At 61.7% G+C, this 26275-nt stretch carries 23 protein-coding genes; 11 read left to right on the top strand and 12 right to left on the bottom strand.

The genetic code is table 11. The features are described 5' to 3' along the window. Positions 1–4 precede the first annotated feature (4 nt). A complete protein-coding gene (locus tag JY96_RS00625; RefSeq protein WP_052161997.1) occupies positions 5–2491 on the bottom strand; it encodes an AAA family ATPase in 2487 nt (828 codons plus the stop codon). Between the two features lie 178 nt (positions 2492–2669). Between JY96_RS00625 and JY96_RS00620 the strand changes: the two genes are divergently transcribed. Next, complete coding sequence (locus JY96_RS00620) at positions 2670–3485, top strand: sulfite exporter TauE/SafE family protein (RefSeq protein ID WP_200883415.1); 816 nt, start codon at positions 2670–2672, stop codon at positions 3483–3485. A 109-nt stretch (positions 3486–3594) separates the two neighbouring features. Here JY96_RS00620 and JY96_RS00615 read toward each other — a convergent pair whose 3' ends face one another. From JY96_RS00615 to JY96_RS00605, 3 genes are all read right to left on the bottom strand, one after another. After that, a complete protein-coding gene (locus JY96_RS00615) occupies positions 3595–4872 on the bottom strand; it encodes a DNA repair exonuclease (protein WP_035034068.1) in 1278 nt (425 codons plus the stop codon). A 12-nt stretch (positions 4873–4884) separates the two neighbouring features. Next, positions 4885–6168 carry a hypothetical protein gene (locus tag JY96_RS00610; protein WP_035034065.1) on the bottom strand — a complete coding sequence of 428 codons (1284 nt, stop codon included), beginning with the start codon at positions 6166–6168 and terminating at the stop codon, positions 4885–4887. A gap of 87 nt (positions 6169–6255) precedes the next feature. After that, positions 6256–6441, bottom strand: coding sequence for a hypothetical protein (locus tag JY96_RS00605; protein ID WP_035034062.1), 186 nt, complete (start codon positions 6439–6441; stop codon positions 6256–6258). A 256-nt stretch (positions 6442–6697) separates the two neighbouring features. On the opposite strand from JY96_RS00605, the gene JY96_RS24100 reads away from it, so the two are divergent. The 10 genes from JY96_RS24100 to JY96_RS00560 all read left to right on the top strand — a co-directional run bounded on the left by JY96_RS24100 (position 6698) and on the right by JY96_RS00560 (position 15934). After that, a complete protein-coding gene (locus JY96_RS24100) occupies positions 6698–6823 on the top strand; it encodes a hypothetical protein (protein WP_255352643.1) in 126 nt (41 codons plus the stop codon). Continuing rightward, complete coding sequence (locus JY96_RS00600; protein ID WP_152606319.1) at positions 6820–7203, top strand: hypothetical protein; 384 nt, start codon at positions 6820–6822, stop codon at positions 7201–7203. Before JY96_RS24100 ends, JY96_RS00600 begins: the two co-directional genes overlap by 4 nt. A 131-nt stretch (positions 7204–7334) precedes the next feature. After that, positions 7335–8684, top strand: coding sequence for a TolC family protein (locus JY96_RS00595; RefSeq protein WP_081960928.1), 1350 nt, complete (start codon positions 7335–7337; stop codon positions 8682–8684). 20 nt (positions 8685–8704) lie between these two features. Beyond that, the gene (locus JY96_RS00590; RefSeq protein WP_035034056.1) at positions 8705–10387 is read left to right on the top strand and encodes an efflux RND transporter periplasmic adaptor subunit; all 1683 of its coding nucleotides are present in this window, start codon (positions 8705–8707) and stop codon (positions 10385–10387) included. Beyond that, a complete protein-coding gene (locus tag JY96_RS00585) occupies positions 10384–13545 on the top strand; it encodes an efflux RND transporter permease subunit (protein ID WP_035034053.1) in 3162 nt (1053 codons plus the stop codon). The genes JY96_RS00590 and JY96_RS00585 overlap by 4 nt, the downstream gene beginning before the upstream one ends. Next, positions 13542–13931, top strand: a complete 390-nt coding sequence (locus JY96_RS00580; RefSeq protein ID WP_035034049.1) for a hypothetical protein — start codon at positions 13542–13544, stop codon at positions 13929–13931. Before JY96_RS00585 ends, JY96_RS00580 begins: the two co-directional genes overlap by 4 nt. Positions 13932–13993: 62 nt before the next feature. Continuing rightward, positions 13994–14350, top strand: coding sequence for a CzcE family metal-binding protein (locus JY96_RS00575; RefSeq protein WP_035034047.1), 357 nt, complete (start codon positions 13994–13996; stop codon positions 14348–14350). 95 nt (positions 14351–14445) lie between these two features. After that, on the top strand, positions 14446–14799 hold the full coding sequence (locus JY96_RS00570; RefSeq protein ID WP_035034045.1) for a copper-binding protein: 354 nt from the start codon (positions 14446–14448) through the stop codon (positions 14797–14799). Between the two features lie 135 nt (positions 14800–14934). Then, positions 14935–15258, top strand: a complete 324-nt coding sequence (locus tag JY96_RS00565) for a YnfA family protein (protein WP_035034044.1) — start codon at positions 14935–14937, stop codon at positions 15256–15258. A 127-nt stretch (positions 15259–15385) separates the two neighbouring features. Continuing rightward, positions 15386–15934 carry a hypothetical protein gene (locus JY96_RS00560; RefSeq protein WP_035034042.1) on the top strand — a complete coding sequence of 183 codons (549 nt, stop codon included), beginning with the start codon at positions 15386–15388 and terminating at the stop codon, positions 15932–15934. 419 nt (positions 15935–16353) lie between these two features. On the opposite strand, the gene JY96_RS00555 is transcribed toward JY96_RS00560, so the two are convergent. From JY96_RS00555 to JY96_RS00520, 8 genes are all read right to left on the bottom strand, one after another. Beyond that, complete coding sequence (locus tag JY96_RS00555) at positions 16354–16683, bottom strand: hypothetical protein (protein WP_035034040.1); 330 nt, start codon at positions 16681–16683, stop codon at positions 16354–16356. An 89-nt stretch (positions 16684–16772) separates the two neighbouring features. Beyond that, positions 16773–18716: a cytochrome c/FTR1 family iron permease gene (locus JY96_RS00550; protein WP_035034038.1), complete on the bottom strand. Its 1944-nt coding sequence runs from the start codon at positions 18714–18716 to the stop codon at positions 16773–16775. Positions 18717–18882: 166 nt separating this feature from the next. After that, positions 18883–19368, bottom strand: coding sequence for a hypothetical protein (locus JY96_RS23035; protein ID WP_152606318.1), 486 nt, complete (start codon positions 19366–19368; stop codon positions 18883–18885). Positions 19369–19424: 56 nt separating this feature from the next. Next, on the bottom strand, positions 19425–19868 hold the full coding sequence (locus tag JY96_RS00540; RefSeq protein ID WP_152606317.1) for a hypothetical protein: 444 nt from the start codon (positions 19866–19868) through the stop codon (positions 19425–19427). Positions 19869–19918: 50 nt separating this feature from the next. Then, complete coding sequence (locus JY96_RS00535) at positions 19919–23116, bottom strand: efflux RND transporter permease subunit (protein WP_035034030.1); 3198 nt, start codon at positions 23114–23116, stop codon at positions 19919–19921. A gap of 15 nt (positions 23117–23131) precedes the next feature. Next, positions 23132–24439, bottom strand: coding sequence for an efflux RND transporter periplasmic adaptor subunit (locus JY96_RS00530; protein WP_035034025.1), 1308 nt, complete (start codon positions 24437–24439; stop codon positions 23132–23134). Continuing rightward, the gene (locus tag JY96_RS00525; protein WP_235333808.1) at positions 24436–25662 is read right to left on the bottom strand and encodes a TolC family protein; all 1227 of its coding nucleotides are present in this window, start codon (positions 25660–25662) and stop codon (positions 24436–24438) included. The genes JY96_RS00530 and JY96_RS00525 overlap by 4 nt, the downstream gene beginning before the upstream one ends. Positions 25663–25888: 226 nt before the next feature. Then, positions 25889–26245 carry a hypothetical protein gene (locus tag JY96_RS00520; protein WP_035034023.1) on the bottom strand — a complete coding sequence of 119 codons (357 nt, stop codon included), beginning with the start codon at positions 26243–26245 and terminating at the stop codon, positions 25889–25891. Positions 26246–26275 lie beyond the last annotated feature (30 nt).

Here is a 26275-nt window from a genome sequence, read left to right as displayed (position 1 = left end):
GCCATCAGGCCGACGCCCACTTTTTTGGGCCATCCTCTGTCAGCCCGTGATCGCACATCGCATCCAGGTCGATCACGGCGTCAGCCATGGCGGTCAACTCCGGCGTTTGCGACACAAAAAACTCCCGCTGGTAGCCGCCCACACGCAGCACCTGGCGCTTCATGGCCATGAACATGCGTTTACGCTCCGGGTCCAGCGCCCCATCAGCTTCGTCAGAAAACAAGGCGTCGTAGCGCCTGCCTGCGTGCTGTGCCAGGTACAGCGCCACCGCCCGCGTCAGGCACTCGTTGACCCACACGCGCTCCCCTCCGCTCATCAGACCCAGGCTCTTGCTGTCCCCCAACTCGCCGTCGTGCACGACGATGTCAAAGCCCTCGCGTTGCTCGCCCTTGCCTGTCTCCACCAGCGTGAGGATGGACACGGTGAAGCGAGGGCCATAACAGGCCAGCAGCAAGTCATTGGCCAAGCCAGACAGAGCCGGTCCTGCATCGTCAATGGCCAGGGCGATCAGGCCATCGTTGCTCATGCACCGGGCAAACAGGTTCCAACTTCCCAAGCTGTCCTCCGCTCGGGCCATGCCGGACTGCACCTGCACACGCCGATCAGCCAGGGCCCGCGCCTGAGCCGTCAATTCAATCCTGGACTGGGCATTGCGCTCGGCGGCCAGGTGGGCTTGTTCTGCGGTGGACAAGGCCAGGCGCGCTTGGGCCTCAGCCTGGGCGGCGGCGGCCAGCATCTGATGGTCAAAGGGCGCTGGCAAACCGTGAAGCACCGCGTCCAGGCGATTGAGCGCCTCCCGGAAATGCTGCGCCTGTTGCACCAGGGCCTGCGCGATGCGCTGGCGTGTGGTCTCGATCTGTTGGCGCTCGGCTTGCTCTTCGGTCGTCTCGTTGCCTTCGGCCCGGCCAAGCTCTGCCGCCAATGAGGACAGTTCAAGCTCAATGGCCTGCAAGGCGGCGCGGGCTTGGGTGATCTGGCCCGCCCTGGTCGCCAGCAGCGACCAGCGGGACACCCGTGTTCGAGCCATGTCGGCCAAGCGTTCGGCCCGCGCCAGCGCTTGAGGCGCCTGGGCCAGCTCTTCGCACCGATGGCGGATCTGGAACAGTTCCTGTTCTGCCAGGGCCTTGTCCTGCGCCAGGCGGCTGATCTGGCCTTGCGCGCTGGGCATCAGGGTCTGGGCTTCATGCGCATCCCCCAGCAGCTTGCATTGCCCTTGCAGATCGGTGCCCGCACAAGGCACCTCACCGACCAGGCCAAATCGGTGCGCCAACTCCTGGGCCTTCAAAGCCGCCCTGCCCGCCTCCAACTCTATGCTGGCGAGCTTCTGCACCAGCAGCCGTTCCGTGGCCTGCGCATCCCTCATCGCCTGCACCTGCTGTCGGCACACAACGATTCCCTGTTGCCTGGCACTCAGCACCAGTTCGGCCAGAGGCAAGCGATGTGCCGCACGCTGGACCGCACCAGCTTCTTCGAGCACGTTCAGGCACTGGCGACGTGATTGCATGAGCGCGCTCTGCCTAGACTGCGCTTGCGCTCGCCGACTGGTGATGCGTTGCGCCAAGCGCTCCAGGCCCTGCAAGGCATCCTGCTCCTGAGCTTTGAGCCCCTCAATGGCTTGCGTGCCTGCAGCGATCAGCGCCTTGCGCTCCTCAAGCAACTGCGCACGTCGCGCCTCGGTGCTCTGGGACTGATCCCGTTGAGCCTGCAAGCGGGCATGGCAAACCCGATGTCCATCCAGCGCCTGCTGCGCTTGTTGTCGCTCAAGCAAGGCCTGCGCAACGCGGTCAGATGCACCTTGCAAGCGATGCAGCCCGACGTCCAGACGAACCTGCTCCGCATCCAACCCGGCCAACTCCTGCCTGATGGCCGACAGCCCGGCCTTGATCAGTTTGGCAGTGTCATTGGCCTTTTGTCCCAGGGCACGGATTTCCTCCTGGCCGAGCAAGTCGGACAGCAAGCTCTTGATCTCGGCATTGCGGTAGGTGCTGAGCTGGCGCTTGCCTTGGGCCGAGAACGCCGAGGTGAAGAAGGTATCAGCGCTGCCACAAATAGCCTCCACACAGCGGGTGTAGGTCTCGACCTTGCCGTCGGACACCAGACCATCGTCGAGACAGACGGGGCGCCACTGGCCCGCATCAGTGAGCGCATGCAAATAGGCCTCGGTCTTTCGGCGTCCATTGAGCCGGATCACCACTTGGGATCGATAGCACCGGCCTTCATGTGACCAAGTCAGATCCTTCTCGTTTTCCGGCAGGCAGACATGGTCGTAGTAGGAAAAGCCGCCGGGACCGCTCAGGGCCGCACGTGATGGCATCGTCAGATAGGGGTGCATGTTGTCCATCAACGTGGTCTTGCCCCGCCCGTTGGCACCGGCAATGGCGACGAGTTCAGCACCATCGGCCAAGCGCTCGAAGTCCAGCGTCAACACGTCCTGCCCCAGGCCATCACGGATGCCCCGAAAGCCCTTGAGGGTGAGTTTGAGTGGTTGCATGGTTTGCTCCAGCGGATTGCTGAAACCAGTTTCCGACGGAACTGCGCGGCGTCAACCCCAATGCGGGCGAGCATCTTCGCAAATCAATAGGCCCGGCACAGCACATGCTTCAATCATGGCAATAGCGCGGTTCGACGACAATTTGTCGAGAACCAAACAATCTGCGAATACGTCCCACGTGAACGAAAACGGCATGCCTCAGATCAACAGGAAAATTCAAAGTCTCACAGTCGGCTCCCTGATTGGTTGCCTTGGTGGCCTGATCGGACTTGGAGGCGCGGAGTTTCGGCTACCCGTGCTTGTCGGTTTGTTCAAACTCGGCACCTTGGAAGCCGTGATCCTCAACAAGGCCATGAGCTTGGTGGTTGTGAGCGTGGCCTTGCTGTTCAGGCTCAAGTCGATATCGCTCGACTCGCTGGTTGACCACCAAGGCGTCGTCATCAACTTGCTGACAGGCTCTTTGATCGGCGCTTGGTGGGCTGCTGGCCATGCCATCACCATGTCTCGGGCGTGGCTTGATCGAATCATCATGATCCTGCTGGCTGGCCTGGCCATGTTGATGCTGGTCGAAAGCACCTGGGGATTGCACGCGGACGGTGCCTTGTTTGCGAACACGGCAACTCAATTTGCTGCCGGTGTGGCAGCAGGTTTGCTCATTGGCATCGTGGCTGCGCTGCTCGGTGTGGCAGGCGGGGAACTGTTGATTCCCACCATCGTGCTGCTCTATGGCTTGGACGTCAAACTGGCCGGGAGCCTGTCTTTGTGCGTGAGCCTGCCAACCATGGTGGTGGGCTTTGCACGCTACCGACAGTCCGATTCGTTCAAAGTGCTGCGAGCAGAAGGATCACTTCTGCGTTGGATGTCGATGGGCTCAATCCTTGGTGCAGCGACGGGCGGCCTCATGCTAGGCCTGGTGCCAACTGGAGCACTGACCTTTGGCCTGGGGGTGATACTGCTGATATCCGCAGTCAAGACCTTCATGCACGCCAAGTGAGCCCCCGTCAAAAGCTGCGCTTCTGGCCAGATTTGGGGTGCATGGATCAAACATCAACACATGTCTTTGGTCCGGCATCTAGCGTCATCGGCATGAGCCAGACATGCAATCAGCCTGCTGCGCACGCCGCCTCTTTGCACTGGTCCGTGCATGGCTCACTGCTCATGGTGCTCAGCACCCGATCCGCAATCACGCTGGGCTGTTCGCCCGTCAGGTCCGCCAGACAAGCCAACATCGGCGCGACCATCACACCGGTTACCTGCGCCCACGCCGTCACCTTCTGCTCCAGGCTGGACAACTGCGAAATGCCGGCAGCCCTGGTGCGCACCACCGGCACGATGCGCCCCTCCAGCTTGACCTCGGCAGCCGTCCCCAGCGCCTGCTGAATGGCCTCGTGATTGACCGCGTGGCGATCTTCGTCTGCCACCGTCCACCGGACACGCACGAACGCCCCCGCAACATCTTTCTGAGCAACTGCATCCCGCAAAGTGTCGAGGTCAGGCTTGCCATCAAACACGATGTCCACCGTCCGCCGAGCCGGTGTCGGCTGCAGAGTGCAGACCGCTGACGAGGCATCCACCTCCCACAGCAGCCAGCCTTTTTCGCCATCCTCCCCATAGTGGAAGCGTCCGATGGAGCCCGCATAGGCGATGCGCTGCTGCCCGTGCCGCCCCTCACAGTCCCATGTCTGATGTCGGTGTATGTGCCCCAGCATGAATGCCTGGGCCTCAGCAGAGAACAATGCGCCCGTGGTGAACTCGTGATCAAACCCGGCCATGGGCACACCGTGCTCGCTCATGCAACCAAAGACGGTGCCATGCGACACGCCGATGGACGGCACAGCCAAGGCCTGGGCTCGTCGGTGACTGAAGGCAAACCCGGCCAGCAAGGTTGACAAGTGCTCGCTCACTGCCTCGGCAGCAGCCCCCGCCCCCACCGTGGCCGCCACAGCAGCCTTGTTGACCGTGGGCACGCAACTGAACAGGGCCATGAGTCCATCTGGCAAGACATCGAAACGCCAGCTTGCAGAAACCTGCCAGCGGCCGCTCGGCATGAGCGCCACTTGTCCGATCTGGTCGGCCACATGGACAGGGTAACGTCCGCCCAAGGATTTGAAGATGGACAAGGCACCTGGTGGCTCATGAGAGTACGTGCCTTGCAGCATCAGCACCGGGCAATGGTCGGCCAGGCGACGCACCTGCGCCACCAGACGTTCGGCAGCGGGTGAGTGCAAGTCCAGGGCGTGATCGGTTGAATCCCCAGACAGCACCGCCGCCTGAACACCTGAGGCCATGGCCATGTCGATGGCCGCCCCGAAACAGCGGTCGGCCTCGATCTGGTTCTTGGGGCCGTAATGAAGGTCAGAAAAATGCGCGATGCGAACCATGTTGCTTCTCCTTCATGACACGCGGTGCAGTTCGCTCTCGATCTTGTCGAGGTAGCCCTGCGGGTCGTTGCGATAGCGGTCCAGTTCATCCCAGGCACGGCGGCGACCATGCGGGTTGAGCCGCCACCCTCGGCCCCATCGTCGGTCGGCGTAGGCCTGATATTGCTCCGCAGCAACACCATAGGCTTGGGCACGCGCCAGGAGGTGCTCCAAGGTGAGATCCCCGTCATGGACCGGGATGTCCTTGGGTGCATCGGCGATCACCGTCTCCACAGCGGCATCCACATCAGCCCCGGCGCTCGCCCACGTTGCTCCGCCATCCAGGACCTGGGTGGCCAGTTGAGCCTGAACAATGGCCGTGTCTTCGTCCTCCCTGTCGCGCAACAAGGCAGTCACATCCACAGGTGCTTCCAGTTCGATGATCCATTGCGGCACGCGTGTGGGTAGGCCCGTCTCGTCGATGTGGGCAACCTCCATCAAACGCTTGGTCAGGTAAAACGGCGTGCGTTGGCGATCCAGAAAACCGGAGATGCGACCACCACGCAGAAAGCCGATGGTTTCGAACTTCTGGATGGCCGCGTTCATGGCGTAGAAGCTGTTTGTGGGCAACTCGAACGCGCTGATGGACCGGATGCCCGGGATGAAGAACAGGAATCGCCCGGTCAGATTGCAGCGCCGCTGCTGGTAGTCGGCGCAGGACTCGGGCTCGCAGATGCCGCCGTTGTCTTCACGCAGAACCGTCTTGCGTCCACCGAAGATGCGAATGGAGCGCCGCCCCGTGTTGTCCATGGGCACCGGCGCATGGCACATGCAGTGCCGCACACGGCCATCAGCCGAATACTGCGACCAGTAGCGCTTGTCCTGAGCCCCCCAGGCCGCAAGTTCGTGCGGCATCACGGTTTGCCATTGGTCGGATGGAAAGACAATGGGGAAGCGATAGAGGTGATGGCCATCACCACGGTCCTCGCCATAGGCTTCCAGGATCTGCTTCGGCGTCTCGGGATTGGGAAAGTCTTGCGCCCGCACGGTGAACCAGGGCACGTTGCGCGGGATCAGTGGTGACTTGAGTTGCGGCAGCGCCCCCACGATGGCGCGCTCGATCTGATCGAAGGACTGCCCGGCCTCAACGCCCTCGTCGTAGAGGCGTTGAGCCTGGGGTTGCTCCGCCGCCTTGCGGGTCAGCACCTTGATGCCTGCTCGGATCTTGCCGCCTGTGGGAATGCGGGCGGGGCCCTGCCCGAGCAGGGTGGGCGGCCCGCCGCTCCCGCCCTGCTCGGTGATGATGGCTTTCGTCATGTTTGCGCTCCTTCATGAACTTGCGATGGTTCATGCTCTCGCGGCTTGGAGGCGTGTCAACCCTTCTTCCCGGAGGCAGTGCGACCCTCACGAGCATGCGCCGCCCTGACGCTTGAGATGCGCAGTGCAAGCGCGCGGTTGCCGCCAGGCCCTGATGCCTTCGACCAGGGCTTGAGCCAAACCTTTGAGAATCAGCCCGCCATAAAGATGCTGATCCAGCAGGATCACGAAGGCCGACAGGCCGGACAGGGTATTGGACAGATCGAATGCCATCGAGCACTCCTTGGCCCCGCTGCGGGGGCAGTTGAAGAAGCACTCATGTTGGCGTCACGACTTCGGCCGGTGGGGGGCTATTTTCCCAAATCAGAATCAGGCCGCTCGGCCCTTGTTCGACCAATCCGGAAAACGCGTGCCGCCGGGCCCAGCCCCCCGTGGCAGCGATGCTGCGGCGGCCGAATGACCGGATCGGCGGATTCGCCGTGGCGCACCCGCGGGTCAAAACCCATTAAACTGCCACGGAGCCCATGCCATGCTGAACCGTACCGCCCACGTCTTTGCCACCCCATTGTCCGCCTTTGGCGGCGGCGGTCAGGCCTGGGCCACACCTTTCGGTAGTGCCGACGCTGGCGCGCGGCCGCAAGGACTGGGCGCATGAACTTGACCCGCTCCCTGCGCCAGTGGATCTGCAAGCTCATGGTCGGCGTGATCCTGCTCGCCCAGATGAGCATCGCCGCTTATGCCTGCCCTAGAACGAGCACGGCCATGTCCATGGACATGGTGGGCTGCGAGCAGATGGCCGGGTCCATGGACATGGACAAGGCCTTCCCCAACCTGTGCGCCGAGCATTGCCACCAGGGCCACCAAAGCGACATGACGCAGGTGCCCTCCCTGCCTGCCATCGCCTTGATCAGCCTGTACACGGTTGCCCAGGCGACAGCCGACCAGGCCCCCCCGCGGCCCTGGTTGCCCGACCATGTGCCGCTGGCAGCGCCGCCCCCGCCGTTGTCCATCCTGCACTGCTGTTTCCGCATTTGATCTCCCCTGCGACGCCGCGCTGACCGCCCTTCGGGCTGGCTTGGCGCCATCAGCCGCGCTCGTCCGCGCCATCCATCACTGACGGTGGACTGCCTGGACCAGCGCCCTTGTTGGCTTCGTCTGGAGATCCCATGTTTGCCATCCCTGTGCGCCTCATCGGGCCATACCGTGCCCCTGCCCCGGCCGCCCTCTCGCGCTCCTTCATCTCCGCCCGGTACGGGCTGCGCGCCCAGGGCTTGTGCCTTGCCATCGCTGCGCTAGCGTTCCAAGCCCATGCGCAAAACCAACTGGGTTTCGAGCAAGCCATCCGTCTGGCCGAAACGCGCTCCCGCCAGTTGGGGGCGCAGACCAGTGCCGCCGCGTCCGCGCGTGCCATGGCCGCCGCAGCGGCCCAGCGGCCCGATCCCACGCTGAAGCTGGGTGTGAACAACCTGCCCGTCGATGGACCGGACCGTTTCAGCCTGACCCGCGATTTCATGACCATGCAGTCGGTCGGCGTCATGCAGGAGTTCACCCGAGAAGACAAACGGCTCGCCCGATCAAGGCGCTTCGAGAGCGAAGCCCAGGCCAGCGAGGCCGCCCGTGCACTGGCCCTGGCCAATCTGCAGCGCGACACCGCAACGGCGTGGCTGGACTGCTTTTACCTGACGCGCATGCTCGACCTGCTCGCAGCCCAAGGCCGGGAAGCGCCCCTTCAGGTCGAAGCGGCAGAGGCCGCCTACCGGGGCGGCAAAGGCGCCCAGGCCGACGTGTTCGCCGCCCGCACGATGGCCGTGCAGATCGAAGACCGCCTGGCCCAGGTGCGACGCCAGTTGAGCGTTGCCAGGACCCAATTGGCACGCTGGATCGGTGACGCCGCCCAGGTGCCACTGCCCCCCGTGCCGCCGGACCTGAGGCACTTGCCCGACCACGCCGATCTGGAAAACGAGGTGCAAAAGCACCCGGACATCGTGCTGATGGCCCGGCAAGAAGACATGGCCCAGGCGGACGCCGATGCCGCGCAGGCCAACAAGCGCGCCGATTGGAGCGTGGAACTGATGCTGAACCACCGCGGCCCGGCGTATTCCAACATGGTCTCGCTCAACGTCGCCGTGCCATTGCAATGGGATCAAGCCAATCGGCAGGACCGCGAGCTGGTCGCCAAACTGGCCACCGCCGACCAGATACGTGCGCAACGCGAGGAGGCCACGCGCGAGCACATCGCGCAGATCGAAGGCCTGCACCAGACCTGGCAAAGCCACCGTGAACGCCTGGCCCGCTATGACGCATCGCTGCTGCCGCTGGCGGCGCAACGCACGGAAGCTGCGCTGGCCGCCTACCGGGGTGGCACCGGCACCCTGGCGTCCGTCCTTGAAGCCCGCCGCGCGGTCATCGACACGCAACTGGAACGGCTGCGTCTGGAGATGGACGCCGCCCAGGCCTGGGCCCAACTCGCCTACCTGATCCCCGCCAGCGATGACACGCCCGCGCCCCACCCTTGAGTCCGGCCCTGGAGAAACCCATGAACATCAAAACACCTGTCCTTTCGCTGGTCGCCGCCACGCTCCTGGCCGCAGGCTATGGCCTGTATGCGCTGGGGATGAAGCGCGGCCTGAGCGCCCACACCGCCACGTCCGCCGCGCAGGCCCCAGCCAATCCAGGCTCGGCGTCCGAAGCCGCCACCCAGCCAGCGGCCGACGTTGCGCCGCAAAGCATCGCCGAGGGCGAAGAAGCCACCCGCCGCCACATCAGCGCAGGCATCAAGGCCGGCGACGTGGACCCGGCCACTGGCAAGAAGGTCCTGTACTACCACGACCCCATGGTGCCGGGCAACAAGTTCGACAAGCCCGCCAAGTCACCTTTCATGGACATGATGCTGGTGCCCGTCTACGCCGACAGCGATGGCGATCAGGGCAAGGTCACCGTCAGCCCACGCATCCAGCAGAACCTGGGCGTGCGCACCGCAGAGGTCACTGAAGGCGTGCTGTCGCCACAGGTCTCGGCCGTGGGCAACATCGCCTACAACGAACGCGACCAGGCCATCGTGCAGGCACGGGCCACAGGCTATGTCGAGCGGCTGTACGTGCGCGCCACGCTGGATGCGGTCAAGCAAGGGCAAGCCCTGGCCGATCTCTATGTGCCGGACTGGGTGGCCGCACAAGAAGAGTTCTTGTCCGTTCGCCGCATGCAGGGTGCTGACATGGGCAGCCTGGTCGATGGGGCACGCCAGCGCATGCGCCAAGTCGGCATGAGCGATGAGCAGATCAAAAGCGTTGAGCGAACCGGGCAGACCAAAGCGCGCATCACCCTGGCCGCCCCCATCAGCGGCGTGGTCAGCGAACTGATGGCACGCGAAGGCATGTCCATGATGCCCGGCGCCACCTTGCTGCGCATCAACGGGGTGTCCACGGTCTGGGCCAATGCCGAAGTGCCGGAGAGCCAGGTCGCACAACTGCGCCCAGGCACCAAGGTGCAAGCCCGCAGCCCGGCTGTACCCGGCACCACCTTCGAGGGCACGGTGCAAGCCCTGGTGCCCGAGGTCAACCCCGGCACACGCACCCTCAAGGCGCGGGTGCAGTTGAACAACCCCGGGGCCCACCTGGTGCCCGGCATGAGCGTGACCATGCAGTTCATGGACATGCGCGCCGAGAAGGTCTTGCTGATCCCTACTGAGGCGGTCATCCAGACCGGCAAGCGCACGGTGGTCATGCTGGCCGAGGACAAGGGGCGGTTCCGCCCGGTCGAGGTCGAGACGGGCATCGAGAGCAATGGCCAGACGGAGGTCAAGCGCGGCCTGGATGCGGGTCAGCGCGTGGTGGTGTCCTCGCAGTTCCTGATCGATTCGGAGGCCAGCCTCAAGGGCGTGGAGGCACGCTTGAACGGCGCCTCGCTACCTGCCGTCAACAACACCGCGCCACGACATGAGGGGCAAGGCAAGGTCGAAGCCATCGGCCGCGATGCCATCACGCTGTCGCATGGCCCGATTGCTTCGCTCAAGTGGGGCGCCATGACCATGGACTTCAAGGTGCCACTCAAAGGCAGCTTGCCTCGCAACCTGGAGGTGGGTGACCCAGTGAACTTCGAGTTCTACATGGACGCCGATGGCATGCCCCAGCTGACGCGCCTGTCGCCCATGGCGCCCGAGCCCAAGACAGTGCCCCCAGCCAAGGGCATGGACATGGGCAAAGCCGGGAGCCAGCCATGATCGCCCGCTTGATCCGTTGGTCCATCACCAACCGTTTCCTCGTGCTACTGGCCACGCTGATGCTCAGCGCGTGGGGCGTGTACTCGGTGATGAGGACACCTCTGGATGCCTTGCCCGATCTGTCGGATGTGCAGGTGATCATCCGCACAACCTACCCGGGGCAAGCGCCGCGCATTGTCGAGAACCAGATCACCTACCCGCTGACCACCACCATGTTGTCAGTGCCTGGGGCCAAGACGGTGAGGGGTTACTCCTTCTTCGGCGACTCGTATGTCTACGTGCTGTTCGAGGATGGCACCGACCTGTACTGGGCCCGCTCGCGCGTGCTTGAGTATTTGAACCAGGTGCAGTCTCGCCTGCCTGCCAGCGCCAAGGCCTCGTTGGGGCCTGATGCCACCGGCGTGGGTTGGATCTACCAATATGCGCTGGTGGACCGTGGCGGCACGCAGGACGCGGGCCAGTTGCGGGCCTTGCAGGACTGGTTCCTTAAATACGAACTCAAGACCGTGCCCAATGTGGCCGAGGTGGCGTCGGTGGGCGGCATGGTGCGCCAGTATCAGGTGGTGCTCGATCCGGACAGGCTCGTGGCTTACAACATCCCGCACACCAAGGTAGTCGATGCCATCCAGAAAGCCAACCAGGAAGCAGGTGGCTCGGTGCTGGAGTTGGGCGAGGCCGAGTACATGGTGCGCGCCTCGGGCTACCTGCAATCGCTGGACGATTTCAAGCAAGTTCCCTTGATGACGACGGATGCGGGGGTATCGGTGCGCCTGGGTGATGTGGCCCGCATCCAGATCGGGCCGGAGATGCGCCGGGGCATTGGGGAGTTGGATGGCGAGGGTGAAGCCGCTGGTGGCGTCATCGTGATGCGCTCGGGCAAGAACGCGCTGGAAACCATTGCGGCGGTGAAGGCCAAGCTCAAGACGCTGCAAGCCAGCCTGCCCAAAGGCGTGGAGATCGTGCCGGTGTACGACCGCTCCAGCCTGATCGAACGCGCGGTGAACAACCTCTCTCACAAGCTGCTCGAAGAGTTCGCGGTCGTGGCTGTGGTGTGCTTCATCTTCTTGTTCCACCTGCGCTCGGCTTTGGTGGCGATCATCTCGTTGCCACTGGGCATCCTGGCGGCCTTCATCGTCATGCATTACCAAGGGGTGAACGCCAACATCATGTCCCTTGGGGGCATCGCCATTGCTATTGGCGCCATGGTGGACGCAGCCGTGGTGATGATCGAGAACGCGCACAAGCACCTGGAACACTGGGAACACGCACACCCCGATCAAACGCTGGAAGGTGCCGAGCGCTGGAAGGTCATCGGCGAATCGGCGGCCGAGGTCGGGCCCGCGCTGTTCTTCTCGCTGTTGATCATCACGCTGTCCTTCGTGCCGGTGTTCACGCTGGAGGCACAGGAGGGGCGGCTGTTCTCGCCGCTGGCCTTCACCAAAACCTATGCCATGGCGGCGGCAGCGGGCCTGTCGGTCACGCTGATCCCCGTGCTGATGGGCTACCTGATCCGTGGCCGCATCCCTAGCGAGCAGAGCAACCCGCTCAACCGCTTTCTGATTGCCATCTACCGCCCGCTGCTCAATGCGGTCCTGCAAGGCCCCAAGCGCACACTGGCGGTGGCCACCGTGTTGCTGTTGCTCAGCTTGTGGCCCTTGCAGCATATTGGCGGTGAGTTCATGCCCAAACTGGACGAGGGCGACCTGCTCTACATGCCCACGGCCCTGCCGGGCTTGTCCGCAGGCAAGGCAGCCGAGCTGCTTCAGCAGACCGACCGTTTGATCAAGACGGTGCCCGAGGTGGCCAGCGTGTATGGCAAGGCAGGTCGCGCCGAAACCGCGACCGACCCGGCGCCCATGGAGATGTTCGAGACCACCATCCAGTTCAAGCCCAAGGACCAATGGCGGCCTGGCATGACGCAAGACAAGCTGGTCGATGAGCTGGACCGCATCGTCAAGGTGCCCGGCCTGGCCAACATCTGGGTGCCGCCGATTCGCAACCGCATCGACATGCTGGCCACCGGCATCAAGAGCCCCGTGGGCGTCAAGGTAGCAGGCACTGACCTGGCCATCATCGACCGGCTCACAGGCGAGATTGAGCGTGCACTCAAAGATGTGCCTGGCGTCAGCAGCGCCTTGGCCGAGCGCCTGACGGGTGGGCGCTATGTGGATGTCAACATCCGCCGCGATGCCGCCGCACGCTTTGGCATGAACATCGCCGATGTGCAGTCGGTCATCGCGTCGGCGGTGGGTGGCGAGAACATTGGCGAGACGGTGGAAGGCTTGCAGCGCTTCCCGATCAACCTGCGCTACCCACGCGAAACACGTGATTCGCTGGAAAAACTGCGCACCTTGCCCATCGTCAACGAACGTGGCCAGCGCCTGGTCTTGTCCGATGTGGCTGACATCCGCGTGACTGATGGCCCACCCATGCTGCGCAGCGAGAACGCCCGCCTGTCTGGCTGGGTGTATGTGGACATCCGAGGGCGGGATTTGCGCTCGGCGGTGCAGGACATGCAAAAGGCTGTTGCAGCCAAGGTCACCTTGCCGCCGGGCTACTCGGTGTCCTGGTCCGGCCAGTTCGAGTTTCTGGAGCGGGCGACAGCCAAGCTCAAGGTGGTGGTGCCCTTCACGCTGCTGATCATCTTCGCGCTGCTGTACCTGACATTCGGGGCATTTGACGAGGCCTTGCTGATCATGGCGACCTTACCCTTTGCTTTGGTCGGCGGCATCTGGCTGCTCTACCTGCTGGGCTACAACCTGTCGGTAGCGGGGGCTGTGGGCTTCATCGCGTTGGCGGGGGTATCGGCGGAGTTCGGCGTGATCATGCTGCTGTACCTCAAGCAAGCCTGGGGCGAGCGCATCGACAAGGGCCAGGTCAGTGTCGATGACCTGCTCGATGCCATCCGCGACGGCGCTGTGCTGCGCGTGCGGCCCAAGGCGATGACCGTAGCTGTGATCCTGGCTGGCTTGCTGCCGATCATGTGGGGTGCGGGCACAGGCTCGGAGGTCATGCAGCGCATCGCGGCGCCCATGGTCGGGGGCATGGTCACCGCACCGCTGCTGTCGATGTTTGTGATCCCGGCTGCTTACCTGTTGATTCGCCGACGCAGCAAGCCAAGGCCCATCACGGCAGAGCCCAGAGAGGCGCAATCATGAACATCGCGCATCGCATCACCAAGGTCTTGGGTTCAGCGGCATGCGTCCTGTTCGTCGGCGGCATGTTGTGGTCGGGATTGAATGGCCTTCCCAGCCTGTCGCCATCCCCCAAGGCACAAGACCTGGCCAAAACCCAAGGCCTGTTCTTGTCAGAAGGGATGCACGAGCCCATGCCCGGCATGGCCGATGACAATGACTGCGTCATGTGCCGTTCAGCACCTGGACCAACGCCCCTGTCAGCAGCAGAGAAAACCAAAGCCGTCTTGCCTTCGTCGGCCTGGTATGCCCATTGGCAGCGGCAAGTTGATGGTCTTGTTCGACCCAGAGTGAACTTTGCGCAGGCAATCACGCCCGTGCGAATCGCGTTTTGCAGGTGGCTCAATTGAAAGCAGGCTGGCGAGCCTCGCTTTCATCGAAAACACCATCCACATCCTCTGAGGAACACATCATGAAAACCACCCAATACCTGATTGCCGCGACCATCGCGATTGCCACCGTAGCGTTGGCCCCTGCACAAGCCGAAGTGCGTCGCCCGTCCTTCTCTCACGCGATGGACATGACGCACACACCCGCGCCGGTACAGGCGGACCGAACCATTGACATCACCCCGCAAACACAGTGGGTCAACGTCAAGCGATTGGAAGTCGTCCAGTTCGTCAGCCAGGTCAACGGCAATACCAGGACATTCACCTGGCAAGCCCCCGCGCACGCCCTCAAGCCCTTCAGCCTGAGTGACATCGCGCCCTCGGACTTTGCCGCACAACCCATCACGGTGTATGTCGCGCCTAGTCGCCTCTCTCGTTAAGCCACTCCGTCAGCGGCGCCAGCAGATCTCGCCAACCAGATCATGGTGCTGCTGACCAAACTCACCCATCGCATACCAACCATTGAAAGAACCTCATGATCAAGAACACACTGCAATCTCTGGTCGCCATCAGCCTGATTCCCGCCGCCACATTGGCAATGGCACAGGGCGATGACATGAAAGGGATGAAGGGCATGGACAAGCCTGCCCAGACGTCCACTGCTCCCAAAGCCACGCACACGGCCCACGGCGTCGTCAAAGCGATCGATCTCAAAGGCGGCAAAGTGACCATCGCGCATGCCCCCGTCAGTACGCTGAACTGGCCCGCCATGACCATGGCCTTCCTGGTCCACGACAAGACTCTCTTCAGCAAGCTGGCTGTCGGCAAGGAGATCCAGTTCGAGATCACGCCCATGGGGCAAGGCTACATGGTGAGCGCTGTAAAGTGACCTTGTGAGCGTGTGCCTGCCCTGCCGGTCGACTCAAAACCGCCGGCAGGCAGATCGGCACATGCGGCGCACCTTAGCTGCCGCGGCACGCCACAAGTGCCGGGAAACCCAATCACCCAAAACTACTCCGATGCCATGCTGCAAACCATCTTGCTGTTCGTCCTCACGGCTGTGGCTGAGATCCTGGGCTGTTATCTACCTTGGCTGGTCCTGAAGCAGGGCAAGCCCATGTGGTTGCTGGTCCCGGCGACGGCATCTCTGGCCTTGTTCGCGTGGCTGTTGACCCTGCATCCCAGCGCAGCTGGGCGAACCTATGCGGCTTACGGCGGGGTCTACATCGCAGTGGCCTTGGCTTGGCTGTGGCTGGTGGATGGCATCACCCCGTCAAGATGGGACCTCATCGGAGCAGGCGTGGCCCTGCTGGGCATGACCATCATCGCGCTTCAGCCACAAAAATGACCTGGATCAGAGCATCCCGGGCGAGTCTTTGTCTGAGCCAGAAAATGCAGTAAGGTGTATGGAGCGTGTTGTTGGCGCAAATAGTTGGTTCCTCGTCCATAGCCCTCTGTCATTGGAGCGACAAATCATGAAACCTTCCATCCCGGCCATTTCGTTGATCTCTCTGGCCGCTTTGACATTGTCTTCACCCATTCTGGCGCAGCCCGCTAAAGCTACCGACAAAAGCGCGGACAAGGCCGCTGTGGCCCCAAAAGTCACACCACCAAACCCCGCTGAGTTTGACAAGCAAATGAGCCAAATCCAGACGCACATGCAGCAGATGCAAGCGCAGATGGACAAAATCCGGCAAACCCAAGATCCTCAAGAGCGCCAACGGCTGCTCCAGGACCACTGGAACTCGATGCAAGCGGCCATGAGCACCATGGATGGCATGTGGGGCCCCAATGGCTGTTTTGGTGGCGCCGGCATGATGGGTGGCGGCCACATGATGATGGGTGGCAACATGATGGGCTGGGACCACATGCGAGGCTATTACTCCGGGCTCACGCCTGAACAGATGAAGCAGCGCCAATACATGATGGACCGATACATGCCCATGCAACAAATGATGATGGATCACATGTTGTGGCATCAACGCTGGCAGAGCACCCCGCCAGCGGCTCCTGAAACCAAATGAAGCCTCAGTTAACAATTCTTGCTCCGGCCCACCTCTGAGCAGAGATCAGGCAGGCACTCAAGGTGCCTGCCCCTAGACCAAAGACGCGTCGGACTGCGCCAAACTGGCGGTTTTCAAGGCGTATTTGCGAGGACTTTGGGGGCAATGCGGCGTGGCGCTGCTGCCGTGAGCGCAGGACCAAAGCATTGAAAGGCAAACTCCTTAGGTAATCAATCGTCGCCGCCCGTCTTTGCCCCCCAACACCGCTTCTTGCGCTCCCCAAATGGTTATGAAAAAGGCCAGGGTCGTTATTGCGAGCCCTTGGGAGCGCCTAGATCAACGGTTCATGCATTCACTGACACGCTGAGAGGCCGAGTTGTTAAGCGTTGTCAGCTTCGATGACGACAAGACCCCACCCATCACCACCGTAGTAGCAAGAATTATTCGACCAAGAGAGCGTCGAGGCAGCCGCTGACATAGACCAAATTGCCGACTTTCAATGTCTGCCCCTGCTTAATGGGCACGATCCACTTGTTTCTTGTCTTTGGCACCCCCGTCAGTTCCTCCACAACAACAAGTGCGAATTGACCAGAATTCCGATCACCGTACTGGCGGCAGTCTTTTGCAACCGGACCTACGAAATCCTTGCTATCCACAATATCCAAGACCTGTGCGCGCAAACGGCCTTCAGCCTCAACAGGAATTGGTTTCCAGCCCGCGCAGCCCCCGAGTGCAAGCGCTGTAGCAATCATGCCAATAAGATATTTCATACCAAGGGTACCTTTCATAGAAAGTCAACGATTAACCACATTTGAGCGAATAGGGGTCGTGAATGTGAGAGCTTGGGAGGCACTTTGAATCAGTTTTGCCGCATGGTCGGCTGCCTTGCCGAACGAAAATTGATAGCGAACGCCACCACGACAACGAGCAAAACAGCAAGCTGGGCCAGCACCGTTTGCCACGATGGATAGATGCCAAGCAAGTCGATCCGAGGAATTGCCATCGAATTGACATGTACCAGCCCAGCCTCTTGCAGCCCTGCAATGCCCTTGCCGGCCAAAATCACCGAGAGCGCGGCTACCAGTGTGGAACTCACCGCAAAAAACTGACCAATCGGCAACCGAGCACTGGTGCGCAGCAGCACCCAAGCCAGCAATGCCAAAAGCGCCATGCCTGACCCCAAACCGGCAAGCAGCGGCCATCCATTTCCCTCTGACCAAAGGGCTGTGTAAAACAGCACCGTCTCGAACACCTCGCGGTACACCGCAACGAATGCCAACGAGAACAAGAACCACGCTGTACGCTTGTTGAGTGCCGACGACAGTTTTTCCTTGAGGTAAATCTGCCAGCGACCAGCGACGCTTTTGTTGTGCATCCACATCCCGACGCCGAGCAAAACAACAGCCGCAAACAATGAAGAAAGACCTTCGGTCAACTCCCGACTGGCGCCACTGACGCCGACCAGATAGGTCGCGACACCCCAAGTGATGCCACCCGCCGCTAGTGCGGCCACCCATCCTGCATGCACATAAACCACGACATCGCTGCGCTCAGCCTTTTTGAGAAAGGCCAGCATGGCAACCACCACAAGCAAAGCTTCCAAGCCCTCTCTGAGCAAAATAGTCAGAGCCCCAATAAAAGCCGCGACCGCATCGTTCTCCGAGGGAGCGAGTACCTTATCTGCTTCATCGAGCATGCCCTGCAACCGTTGATGCGCAGCCTGCACTTCGGTCGGAGTGCCGTTTGCCACCAACGCTCGATAAGACACCATCGCGGCTTCGATCTTTTCAAACAACTGGCGATTGCGGGTGGCAAGCGCAGGTTCGACAGGCTCGAAACCATCAAGGTAGGCGGATAAAGCCAACTTGGCCGCAGCCGCGCGATTCCCGCTTTGCAATGCAATCACGCTCTCTCCGAGCTTGGTCTTGGCTATTGCCGTACCTTTCTGGTTTGCTTCCAACGCAGTTGGGTTAGCGCGTAGATAGGCGGTTAGCGCTCTAGCTGTGGGTTCATCCAACCTATCTGCCAATACATGCTCAGATGTTTGCGTCAAAGAGTCCAGATTGGCAATCGCTTGACGGGTTTGGACATTGGCGTGCCAGAGCTTCGCCCCTTCGGTTTTGTCGCTCTGCTTATAGGGCAACGTACCAACAAAGAACGCCAGCGCCCAACGATCTTCGTCCGAGAGTGCAGCAAAGCTTTGCATCGCAGTACCCGGGACGCCGGTGGTAATGATTTGATGCAATGCGAACAAGCTGCGCTCCCGCGCCCGCAGGTGTTCGGCCAGCGCGGTCGGTTTGGGGCTCAGCGACGCAGCCAATGGGCCATCGCCATGTCCCTGCTGTCCATGACATGCCACGCACTGCCCCTGGAATATCTGCGCACCCCGAGCCAAGTCCGGCAAGGCGGTGGGAGCGACCGGAAATGGATATGCCGCCTGTACAGCACTGGACAGCGCATGCGCCAGTTGCGCCACGGAGGCTGAATCGACTTTGCTCGCTACCGCTCGACGTAGCTCTGCCGCCTGCTGTTGCAAACGGCCCTTGTTGGAATGGCTTGGCAACTCGTCCAACTGACGTTCGGCCAAAGCCGCGAACTCTTGCATCTCCGCATATTCCGAAGCCTTCAGCACTGCGCCGTTGTTCACCGCACCGCCGTAATCGACGGCCACGTAGTCCAGAAGCTGCCAGACTTGCTTGGCCTTGGTCTCAGTAGCGTCTGCAGCGTGTGCGGCCCCACCGACGACTGCAAACGCTACCAGCAGCAGCGCCTGCAGCCAAGAACAGGATGCCCGACAAAGCATAGAAATCCCCCAACAACATCAATGCGAATGATTGTAATTCTCATCTAAATTCATGTCGAGCACTTTGCTTTGCCTCAAGGCGGCACACGTCCGCCAGACGACGCGAGCTTGAACTCCTCATACTCGTCCATGTGGCGCTGTGCGGTGTGGTTCAGGCTGTCTTGGTTCACTTGGAACTTCCAACTCGACGATCAAGGAAGGCTATAACCGAACACTCTTGAACAAGCCGCAAACCTTCATGGGAGTCAATCTGCTCCAGTGCAAAGCCCAAAAAGTCTTGCCTGCTGAACGAGCGCCGCAAGCGCACCACAGCCACCTCACCAGGCTTGCTGAACAGACGCAATGGCAGCCCTGCACTTGTCTTTGGGCCAGCTTGAAGCACATGCTCACCGGGATCAATATCAACCGCCATGGTCGAGAAAGGAATGGTGTCCACCAGTGGACTCCCGTCCAGGTCCACTGCGGCATGACCATGCACATCAAACCAGTCATTCCTGATGATGACGATGCGACTGTTTACCTTGGAAGTGCCCCGAAGCTGACGCACTTCAGCGATCTGGGCCGAAGAAAGTGGCGAAATGGGAACGCATGTTTTCACCACGCCTCGCCGATGGCAGCGCTCTTTGGCTTCACTGGCGCTATTGCCTGGCATGTTCGCGCACCCGGTAATCAGGACGACGCTTACCACGAACAATGTTGCAGCAGCCCTCAACGCGCAACTCCAGTTGAGTAAGGGGCGACGATTTGGTCGAGCACGGCCTGCCTGTTCGCGGTGAACGCATCCTCATCGCTCGACTGAGCAGCGTTGTGCAATCTAACAGGCTGGCTGCAATCGACAATGTTGATATCAACCTGATCTCCAACCGTCAGAACCAAGTCACTCGGCACGGCAACGATCTGCTTGGCGCGCAATGTTGAGCGACCTCCGAAGCTGTAGGAAACCACCGCATAGCGAGCGTGAAGTGGATCTGGCGCCAGTTCCTCGCGGCAGTCTTTTCTGACCACCCGTTCCGCAGTTCGTGTCACGCCGACCTCCAATACCTTGGCGTGACGCCCCCCATTGTTGAAACTGTATGGGTCGTTTTCGGTGGAGGCGCAGGCCGTCATCAGCAACGATGCACCGGCCAAAGCACAGGTCAATATCTTGGTCATGGCTCTCTCCTTGATCACAGAAGGTGAGTCGGTTAAATGCAAATGCGCATTTACGTCTTCAACTCGCCTGCCAGAGGTGCCCCAATTCCTGGGCGCACCTCTGGGCCGCCTTCGGGCTCGTCCTCATCGCCACCATGCGCCAAGCGGTAGAGCACTGGCAGCATGAGCAAAGTTAAGATGGTCGAAGACAAGATTCCTCCGATCACCACCGTGGCCAGCGGTCGCTGCACCTCAGCGCCTGTGCCAGTGGCAATGGCCATGGGGATGAAACCAAGGGATGCCACCAGCGCGGTCATCAGGACGGGCCTCAAGCGAGTCAATGCCCCTTCCTCAATGGCCGAATCAAGGCCGTATCCATTGTCTCGCAGGCTGCGGATGAACGAGATCATCACCAGCCCATTGAGCACAGCAACGCCAGACAAAGCGATGAAGCCCACCGCAGCAGAGATGGACAACGGGATGCCCCGCGCCCACAGTGCCAGCACGCCACCCGTCAGCGCAAAGGGAATGCCCGTGAACACCAGCAAGCCGTCCTTGATGTCGCGGAACATTGCGAACAGCAAGGTGAAGACCAGCAACAAGGACACTGGCACCACCACCATCAGGCGCTGGCGGGCAGACTGCAGGTTCTCGAACTGACCGCCCCAGACGGTCCAGTAACCCGGCGGGATCTTGACCTGCTGCAAGGCGCTTTGCGCGTCGCCGACAAACGAGCCGATGTCACGACCTCGCACATTGGCGCTGATGACAATGCGGCGCTTGCCGTTCTCGCGGCTGACCTGGTTGGGGCCTGGCGCGAAGTCGATGGCCGCCACCTCGGACAATGGGATGAAACGAGCCCCACCGGCCTGTATGTCTTTAGCTGGCAAGGGAATGGGCAGGCGCTTGATCGCATCCAGATCGGTGCGCACACCTTCAGGCAGGCGCACAACGATGCCAAAACGACGGTCGCCTTCAAACAAGGTGCCTGCTTCTTGCCCACCGAAGGCGATGGCCAAGGTCTCTTGCACGTCTCCCACGTTCAGGCCGTAACGAGACGCCTTCTCGCGGTCGATGTCCACGGTGAGCATGGGCAGCCCCGTGGTCTGCTCCACTTTGACCTCTGACGCACCGGGCACCTGTTGCAAGGCCTGAGCGAGCTGATTGGCCGTGGTGTTGAGCACCTCCATGTCATCGCCAAACAGCTTGACGGCCACGTCACTGCGCACCCCTGAGATCAATTCGTTGAAGCGCATCTGAATCGGCTGCGAGAACTCGTAGTTCTGCCCGGGCAGCTTGGCCACTTCCTCTTGAACAGCGGCAATCAGCTCATCGCGCGTCTTACGCGGTTGTGGCCATTGCTCCGTGGGCTTGAGCATGACGTAGCCATCCGAGATGTTTTGCGGCATCGGATCGGTAGCCACCTCTGCCGTGCCCGTGCGCGCAAACACACGCTCAATCTCGGGAAATTTGGCCTTCAGGTGGGTTTCGAGCTGGCGCTGCATGGCCACAGACTGCGTCAGGCTGGTGCCTGGAATACGCAAGGCCTGTACCGAGAAGTCACCCTCGTTCAGACTGGGTACGAACTCACTGCCCATGCGCGAGGCAACCACCCCCGACAAGGCAATCATGACCACCGCCAAGGTCAGCACCACCGGCTTGGCCGCCAGGGCCTTTGCGAGCAAAGGCGCATACAGGCGCTTGGCGCCTTGCATCAGGGCGTTCTCCTTCTCGGCCACCTTGTCGCCAATGAACAGTGCCACCGCCGCTGGGATGAACGTGACCGACAAGATCATCGCCCCCAACAGGGCCATCACCACCGTGAAAGCCATCGGGTGGAACATGCGCCCCTCCACACCCGACAGCGCAAAGATGGGCAGGTAGACGATCATGATGATCAACTGCCCAAACAGCAGTGGCCTGCGAGCTTCTTGCGCGGCCAGAAACACTTCATGAAAGCGCTCCTTGAGCGTGAGTGTCCTACCATGGTGGGCCTGCGCATGGGCCAGGCGGCGCACGCAGTTCTCCACGATCACGACGGCGCCGTCCACGATGATCCCGAAATCCAAGGCCCCCAGGCTCATCAGGTTGGCGCTGACTTTCTGACTGACCATGCCACTGAAGGTGAACAGCATCGACAGCGGGATCACCAAGGCCGTGATGAGCGCTGCGCGCAGGTTGCCAAGGAACAAGAACAAGATGGCAATCACCAGAACCGCCCCTTCAAAGAGGTTCTTCTTGACCGTCGCAATGGCCTTGTCCACCAGGTCGGTGCGGTTGTAGACCGTGACCGCGTGAACGCCGCTGGGCAAGGTCTTGTTGATCTCGGCCATCCGCTTGTCCACGGCCAGAGAGACCGTGCGACTGTTCTCACCAATCAGCATGAAGACGGTGCCCAGCACGACCTCGCGGCCGTTGTCCGTGGCCGCCCCCGTGCGCAACTCCTCACCCAACCCCACATCGGCCACATCGCGGATGCGGATGGGCACGCTGTCGGCTTGTTTCACGACGATGTTGCCGATGTCCGCCACGCCCCGGACCTGGCCAGGCGCCCGGATCAGGTACTGCTCACCCCGGCGCTCGATGTAGCCCGCGCCCACATTGGTGTTGTTGCGCTCCAGCGCCTGGACCACGTCGGCCATGGTCAGGCCGTGCGCGATCAACTTGTCGGGCCAGGGGGCCACCTGATATTGCTTCGCGTAGCCACCGATGGCGTTGATTTCGGTCACACCCGCCACGTTGCGCAATTGCGGTTTGATGATCCAGTCCTGGATCTCGCGCAAATCGGTTGGCGTGTACGGTGTGCCATCGGCCTTCTTGGCACCTTCCTTGGTCTCCACCGTCCACATGTAGATTTCGCCCAGGCCCGTCGAAATCGGCCCCATTTCTGGCGCGATGCCTTGTGGCAAGCGCTCCTTGGCACCCTGGATGCGCTCGTTGACCAGTTGGCGTGCAAAGTAGATGTCCGTGCCGTCCTTGAAGATCACGGTGATCTGCGACAGGCCATAGCGCGACAGCGAGCGGGTCTCCTCCAGACCCGGCAGGCCCGCCATCACGGTCTCAATCGGATAGGTCACGCGTTGCTCAGCCTCCAGAGGCGAATACCCCGGAGCCTGCGTGTTGATCTGGACCTGGACATTGGTGATGTCCGGCACGGCGTCAATGGGCAGCTTCTGGTAGCTGAAGCCCCCCAATGCGGCCATGCCCAACACAGCCAGGATGACCAGCCAACGCTGCTCGATGGCAAACCGGATGATGCGTTCAAACATATTGATTTCCTCGCATCAATCGTCGTGCTCGGCCGAAGCCTTGCCGACCTCGGCCTTGATCACAAAGCTGTTGGTCGAGGCATAGCGGTCCCCGGCTTTGAGCCCACTGGTGATTTCGGTACGTTGCGCATCCGCGTGCCCGACCTTGACCGTCCTGGCTTGAAAGCCCCCCGACACTTCGACAAACACCACATCGCGCCCTTCGAGGCTCTGCACGGCGCTGGAGGCCACCGTCACGGGTGCATCGACCTCACCTGCGACGACTTCGACGTTGACAAACAAGCCGGGACGCCAGGCCAGCTTGGGGTTGCTCAAAACCACCCGAGCTGTCGCGGCGCGGGTCTGCTCCCCAAGCAGGGCGCTGACATAAGCCACCGTGCCAGTGGCAACGCCCTCAAAGGCGCTGGAGCGCACCACGACTTTCTCGCCCACACGGATCAGGGCGAGATCCTTGGCGGCCACACTGACCTCGGCCCACACCGTGGACAGGTCCGACAGTGTGAAGACATGGGCGTCTTCCTTGACGGCCTCACCCAGGGCCAGGTGCTTTTCCACCACCATGCCATCGAAGGGTGCGCGCAACTCGTAGCGATTGAGCTCACCCGCCACAGGCGAGGCGCCCAAAGCCTTGAGCTTCTGACTTGCATTGGCCACAGCGATCTCGGCCTCTCGCCATGCCTGCTGCGCCTGCAGATAGTCCATCTGCGGCGATATCTTGTCCTCGAAGAGCTTCTTTTCTCGCTCGTACGTTGTCTTGGCCAAGACCAGGCGCTTCTGGGCTGATTGCAACTCGCTGCGCAAATCAGACAAGACCACGCTGGAGATCACCGCCAGCACCTGGCCCTTCTTGACCTGCTGCCCCAGGTTGGCCGATACGCTCTCGACCACCCCGGCCAGACGCGGCACGACGTGTGCGGTGCGGTCTTCGTTGAAGCGCACCTCGCCAGGCATCTGCACCGCGGTGCGAACTCGCCCCGCACCGGCTTGCTCGACCACAATGCCCGCCGACTTGATCTGGTCGGCGCTCAAGGCCACGGGTGGCTCTGCCCCCTCGTGACCGGCAGCCTTCTCATGGCGGTCCTCATCGCCATGCTCCTTGGCATCTTCATGGGCAGGCTTGCCTTCGCTGGGCTCCTTGGCATCTTGGCTTTTTGCCTCAGCTTGGCCATGCTCCTGGCGAGCCCCCTCCGGGGCCGAAGAACCATCGTTGCGGCCTTTGAGCACGAAGGCGCCAGCGACCAGGCCAAGCACAACGATGACGGCCATGGCAATGAGTTGGGGTTGGCTGATGCGCCCAGCCTGGCGCTTGAACAGGGGATTCATTGGTGTGCTTTCTCTGAACTGGCAGGAGGCGCTTCTGAAGCCTCTGTGCCCAGCAAACGGTCGATGTCGGCGGCGGTGCGATGCATCTCAGCCAGCGCACGCAGGTACTGGGCGCGAGCCTGGAACAAGGTTCGCTGTGCATCCAGGGTTTCCAGGAAGCTGAACTTGCCCAGCTCGAACCCCGTCACGGCGGCCTGCCACGCGCTCTGCGCGCCGGGCAGCACGTCTTGCTGAAGAGTCTGAACCTCGGCGTGAGCCGCCTGGTAGCGCTCGGTCAACTGCGTCCATTGGTTGTCCACCCGGATCTGCATGGCGGCAAGGTCCGCTTCGGCCTTGTCTTGAAGGCGCATGGCTTGCAAGACATTGCCCTGGTTGCGATCCCACAAGGGCAGCGGCAAGGCCAGACCGATGACGGCCTGGTTGCGCCCCAGCTCCTCCGAGCGCTTGGTACCCAGCGTCACCGTGATGTCGGGGATGCGGCGGGCCTCTTCCAAATCGGTCAGGGCTCGTCGACGGTCCACTTCCAGTCGGGCCTGACGCAACGCGGGAGCGTCGGCCAGTCTACCGGCTTGCTGGTTCATGAACGCTGGGTTGAGTGCGACGGTGCTTTCAACCAAGGGCGCCCAGTTGATGGGTGCCAGGTCTGAGGCAGACTGGCCCATCAAGCTGCCAAGGCGTTGCTGGGCCACACGCCACTCGCTTCGCGCCTGAAGCAGCTCGACATCCACGGACGCTTGAGCCACCTTGGCGCGTGTTTCCTCCACCGGAGAGACCTTGCCAGCCTGAACGCGCTTGGACACGGCCAGGGAGGCCCGAGCGGCCAGCTCAGACGATGCTTGAGCCAGCCGCACGCGCTCTTGAGCGATGGCTGAGGCAAAAAAAGCCTCGGTGACATCGGCGCGCACTTGGGCACGCCGCGCCTGCCATTCGATGCCGACCTGAGTCTGGGCCAGTTGTGCGGCCGACACGCGTGCGGCACGCTTGCCCCCCAGCTCAATTGGCTGGGCCAGCTGCACGGTGGTTGTGCGCGTCTGCGCCCTGGTGTCTTCCATCAGGGTCTGCAGTTCTGGATTGGGGCGTGCGCCAGCCTGGATCACCGCGCCTTCGCTGGCCTGAACGTCCTGCTGTGCAGCACGCAACTCCGGGCTGTGTTGCAACGCCAAGGCCATGGCCTGAGCCAGCGTCAGCGCAGGTACCGGGGTGTCCGCGCTGCGCTCAGGCAAATGCCCAGCCTGCGCGGCCTCTTTGGAGTCGGTAGAAACTTGAGAATGGACTTGCAGCGGAAAAACTGCAGTCGTCAGTGTTGTCAGTGCCGCCAGCGGCACCCATAGCCTGTGCATCGAATTCTCCGGGTTGTAGACACAACGAGGGTGAGTTCGACGAGCCGGTACACGCCAACAGGCGCGTCACCTCAACAAAAAACCATGAAGGGTGGATCGTCTCGCCGATTCAAAGCAAGACCGACCAGTTGGGGCGTTCAATCCTGGGGGGATCAAGGTACTGGTAGGCGCGAGGCACGACGGCATTGAGCTGCTGCCCGTGAGCGCCATCTGGCAACACGCTGATGCCGGAGGGCAGCAAGTGGGCGCCGCACAAGTGGCCAGCACAGCCACAATCGCGATCAGCCTGCTGTTTGCCTTTGGCCAGCTTCTTCGTTGCTTCCACACCCGTGTGATTCAGGTGCCCGTGGTGGCCAAAATGCGGCGCGTGCTGCCCTTGCTCGTCCTGGCAATAGTTCGCCGCTACCGCCCAACTGAGTTGAAGCGGCAGCACGAACATCAAGAGGATGGCAATCCAGCGGCGCATAGGTTTGAGTATATCGGTTGGGATGTGAGG

This window comes from Aquabacterium sp. NJ1, from assembly GCF_000768065.1.
Classification (GTDB): domain Bacteria; phylum Pseudomonadota; class Gammaproteobacteria; order Burkholderiales; family Burkholderiaceae_C; genus Aquabacterium.
The sequence above is the reverse complement of the archived record's forward strand: the minus strand, read 5'-3'. Positions and strand labels throughout refer to the sequence as shown.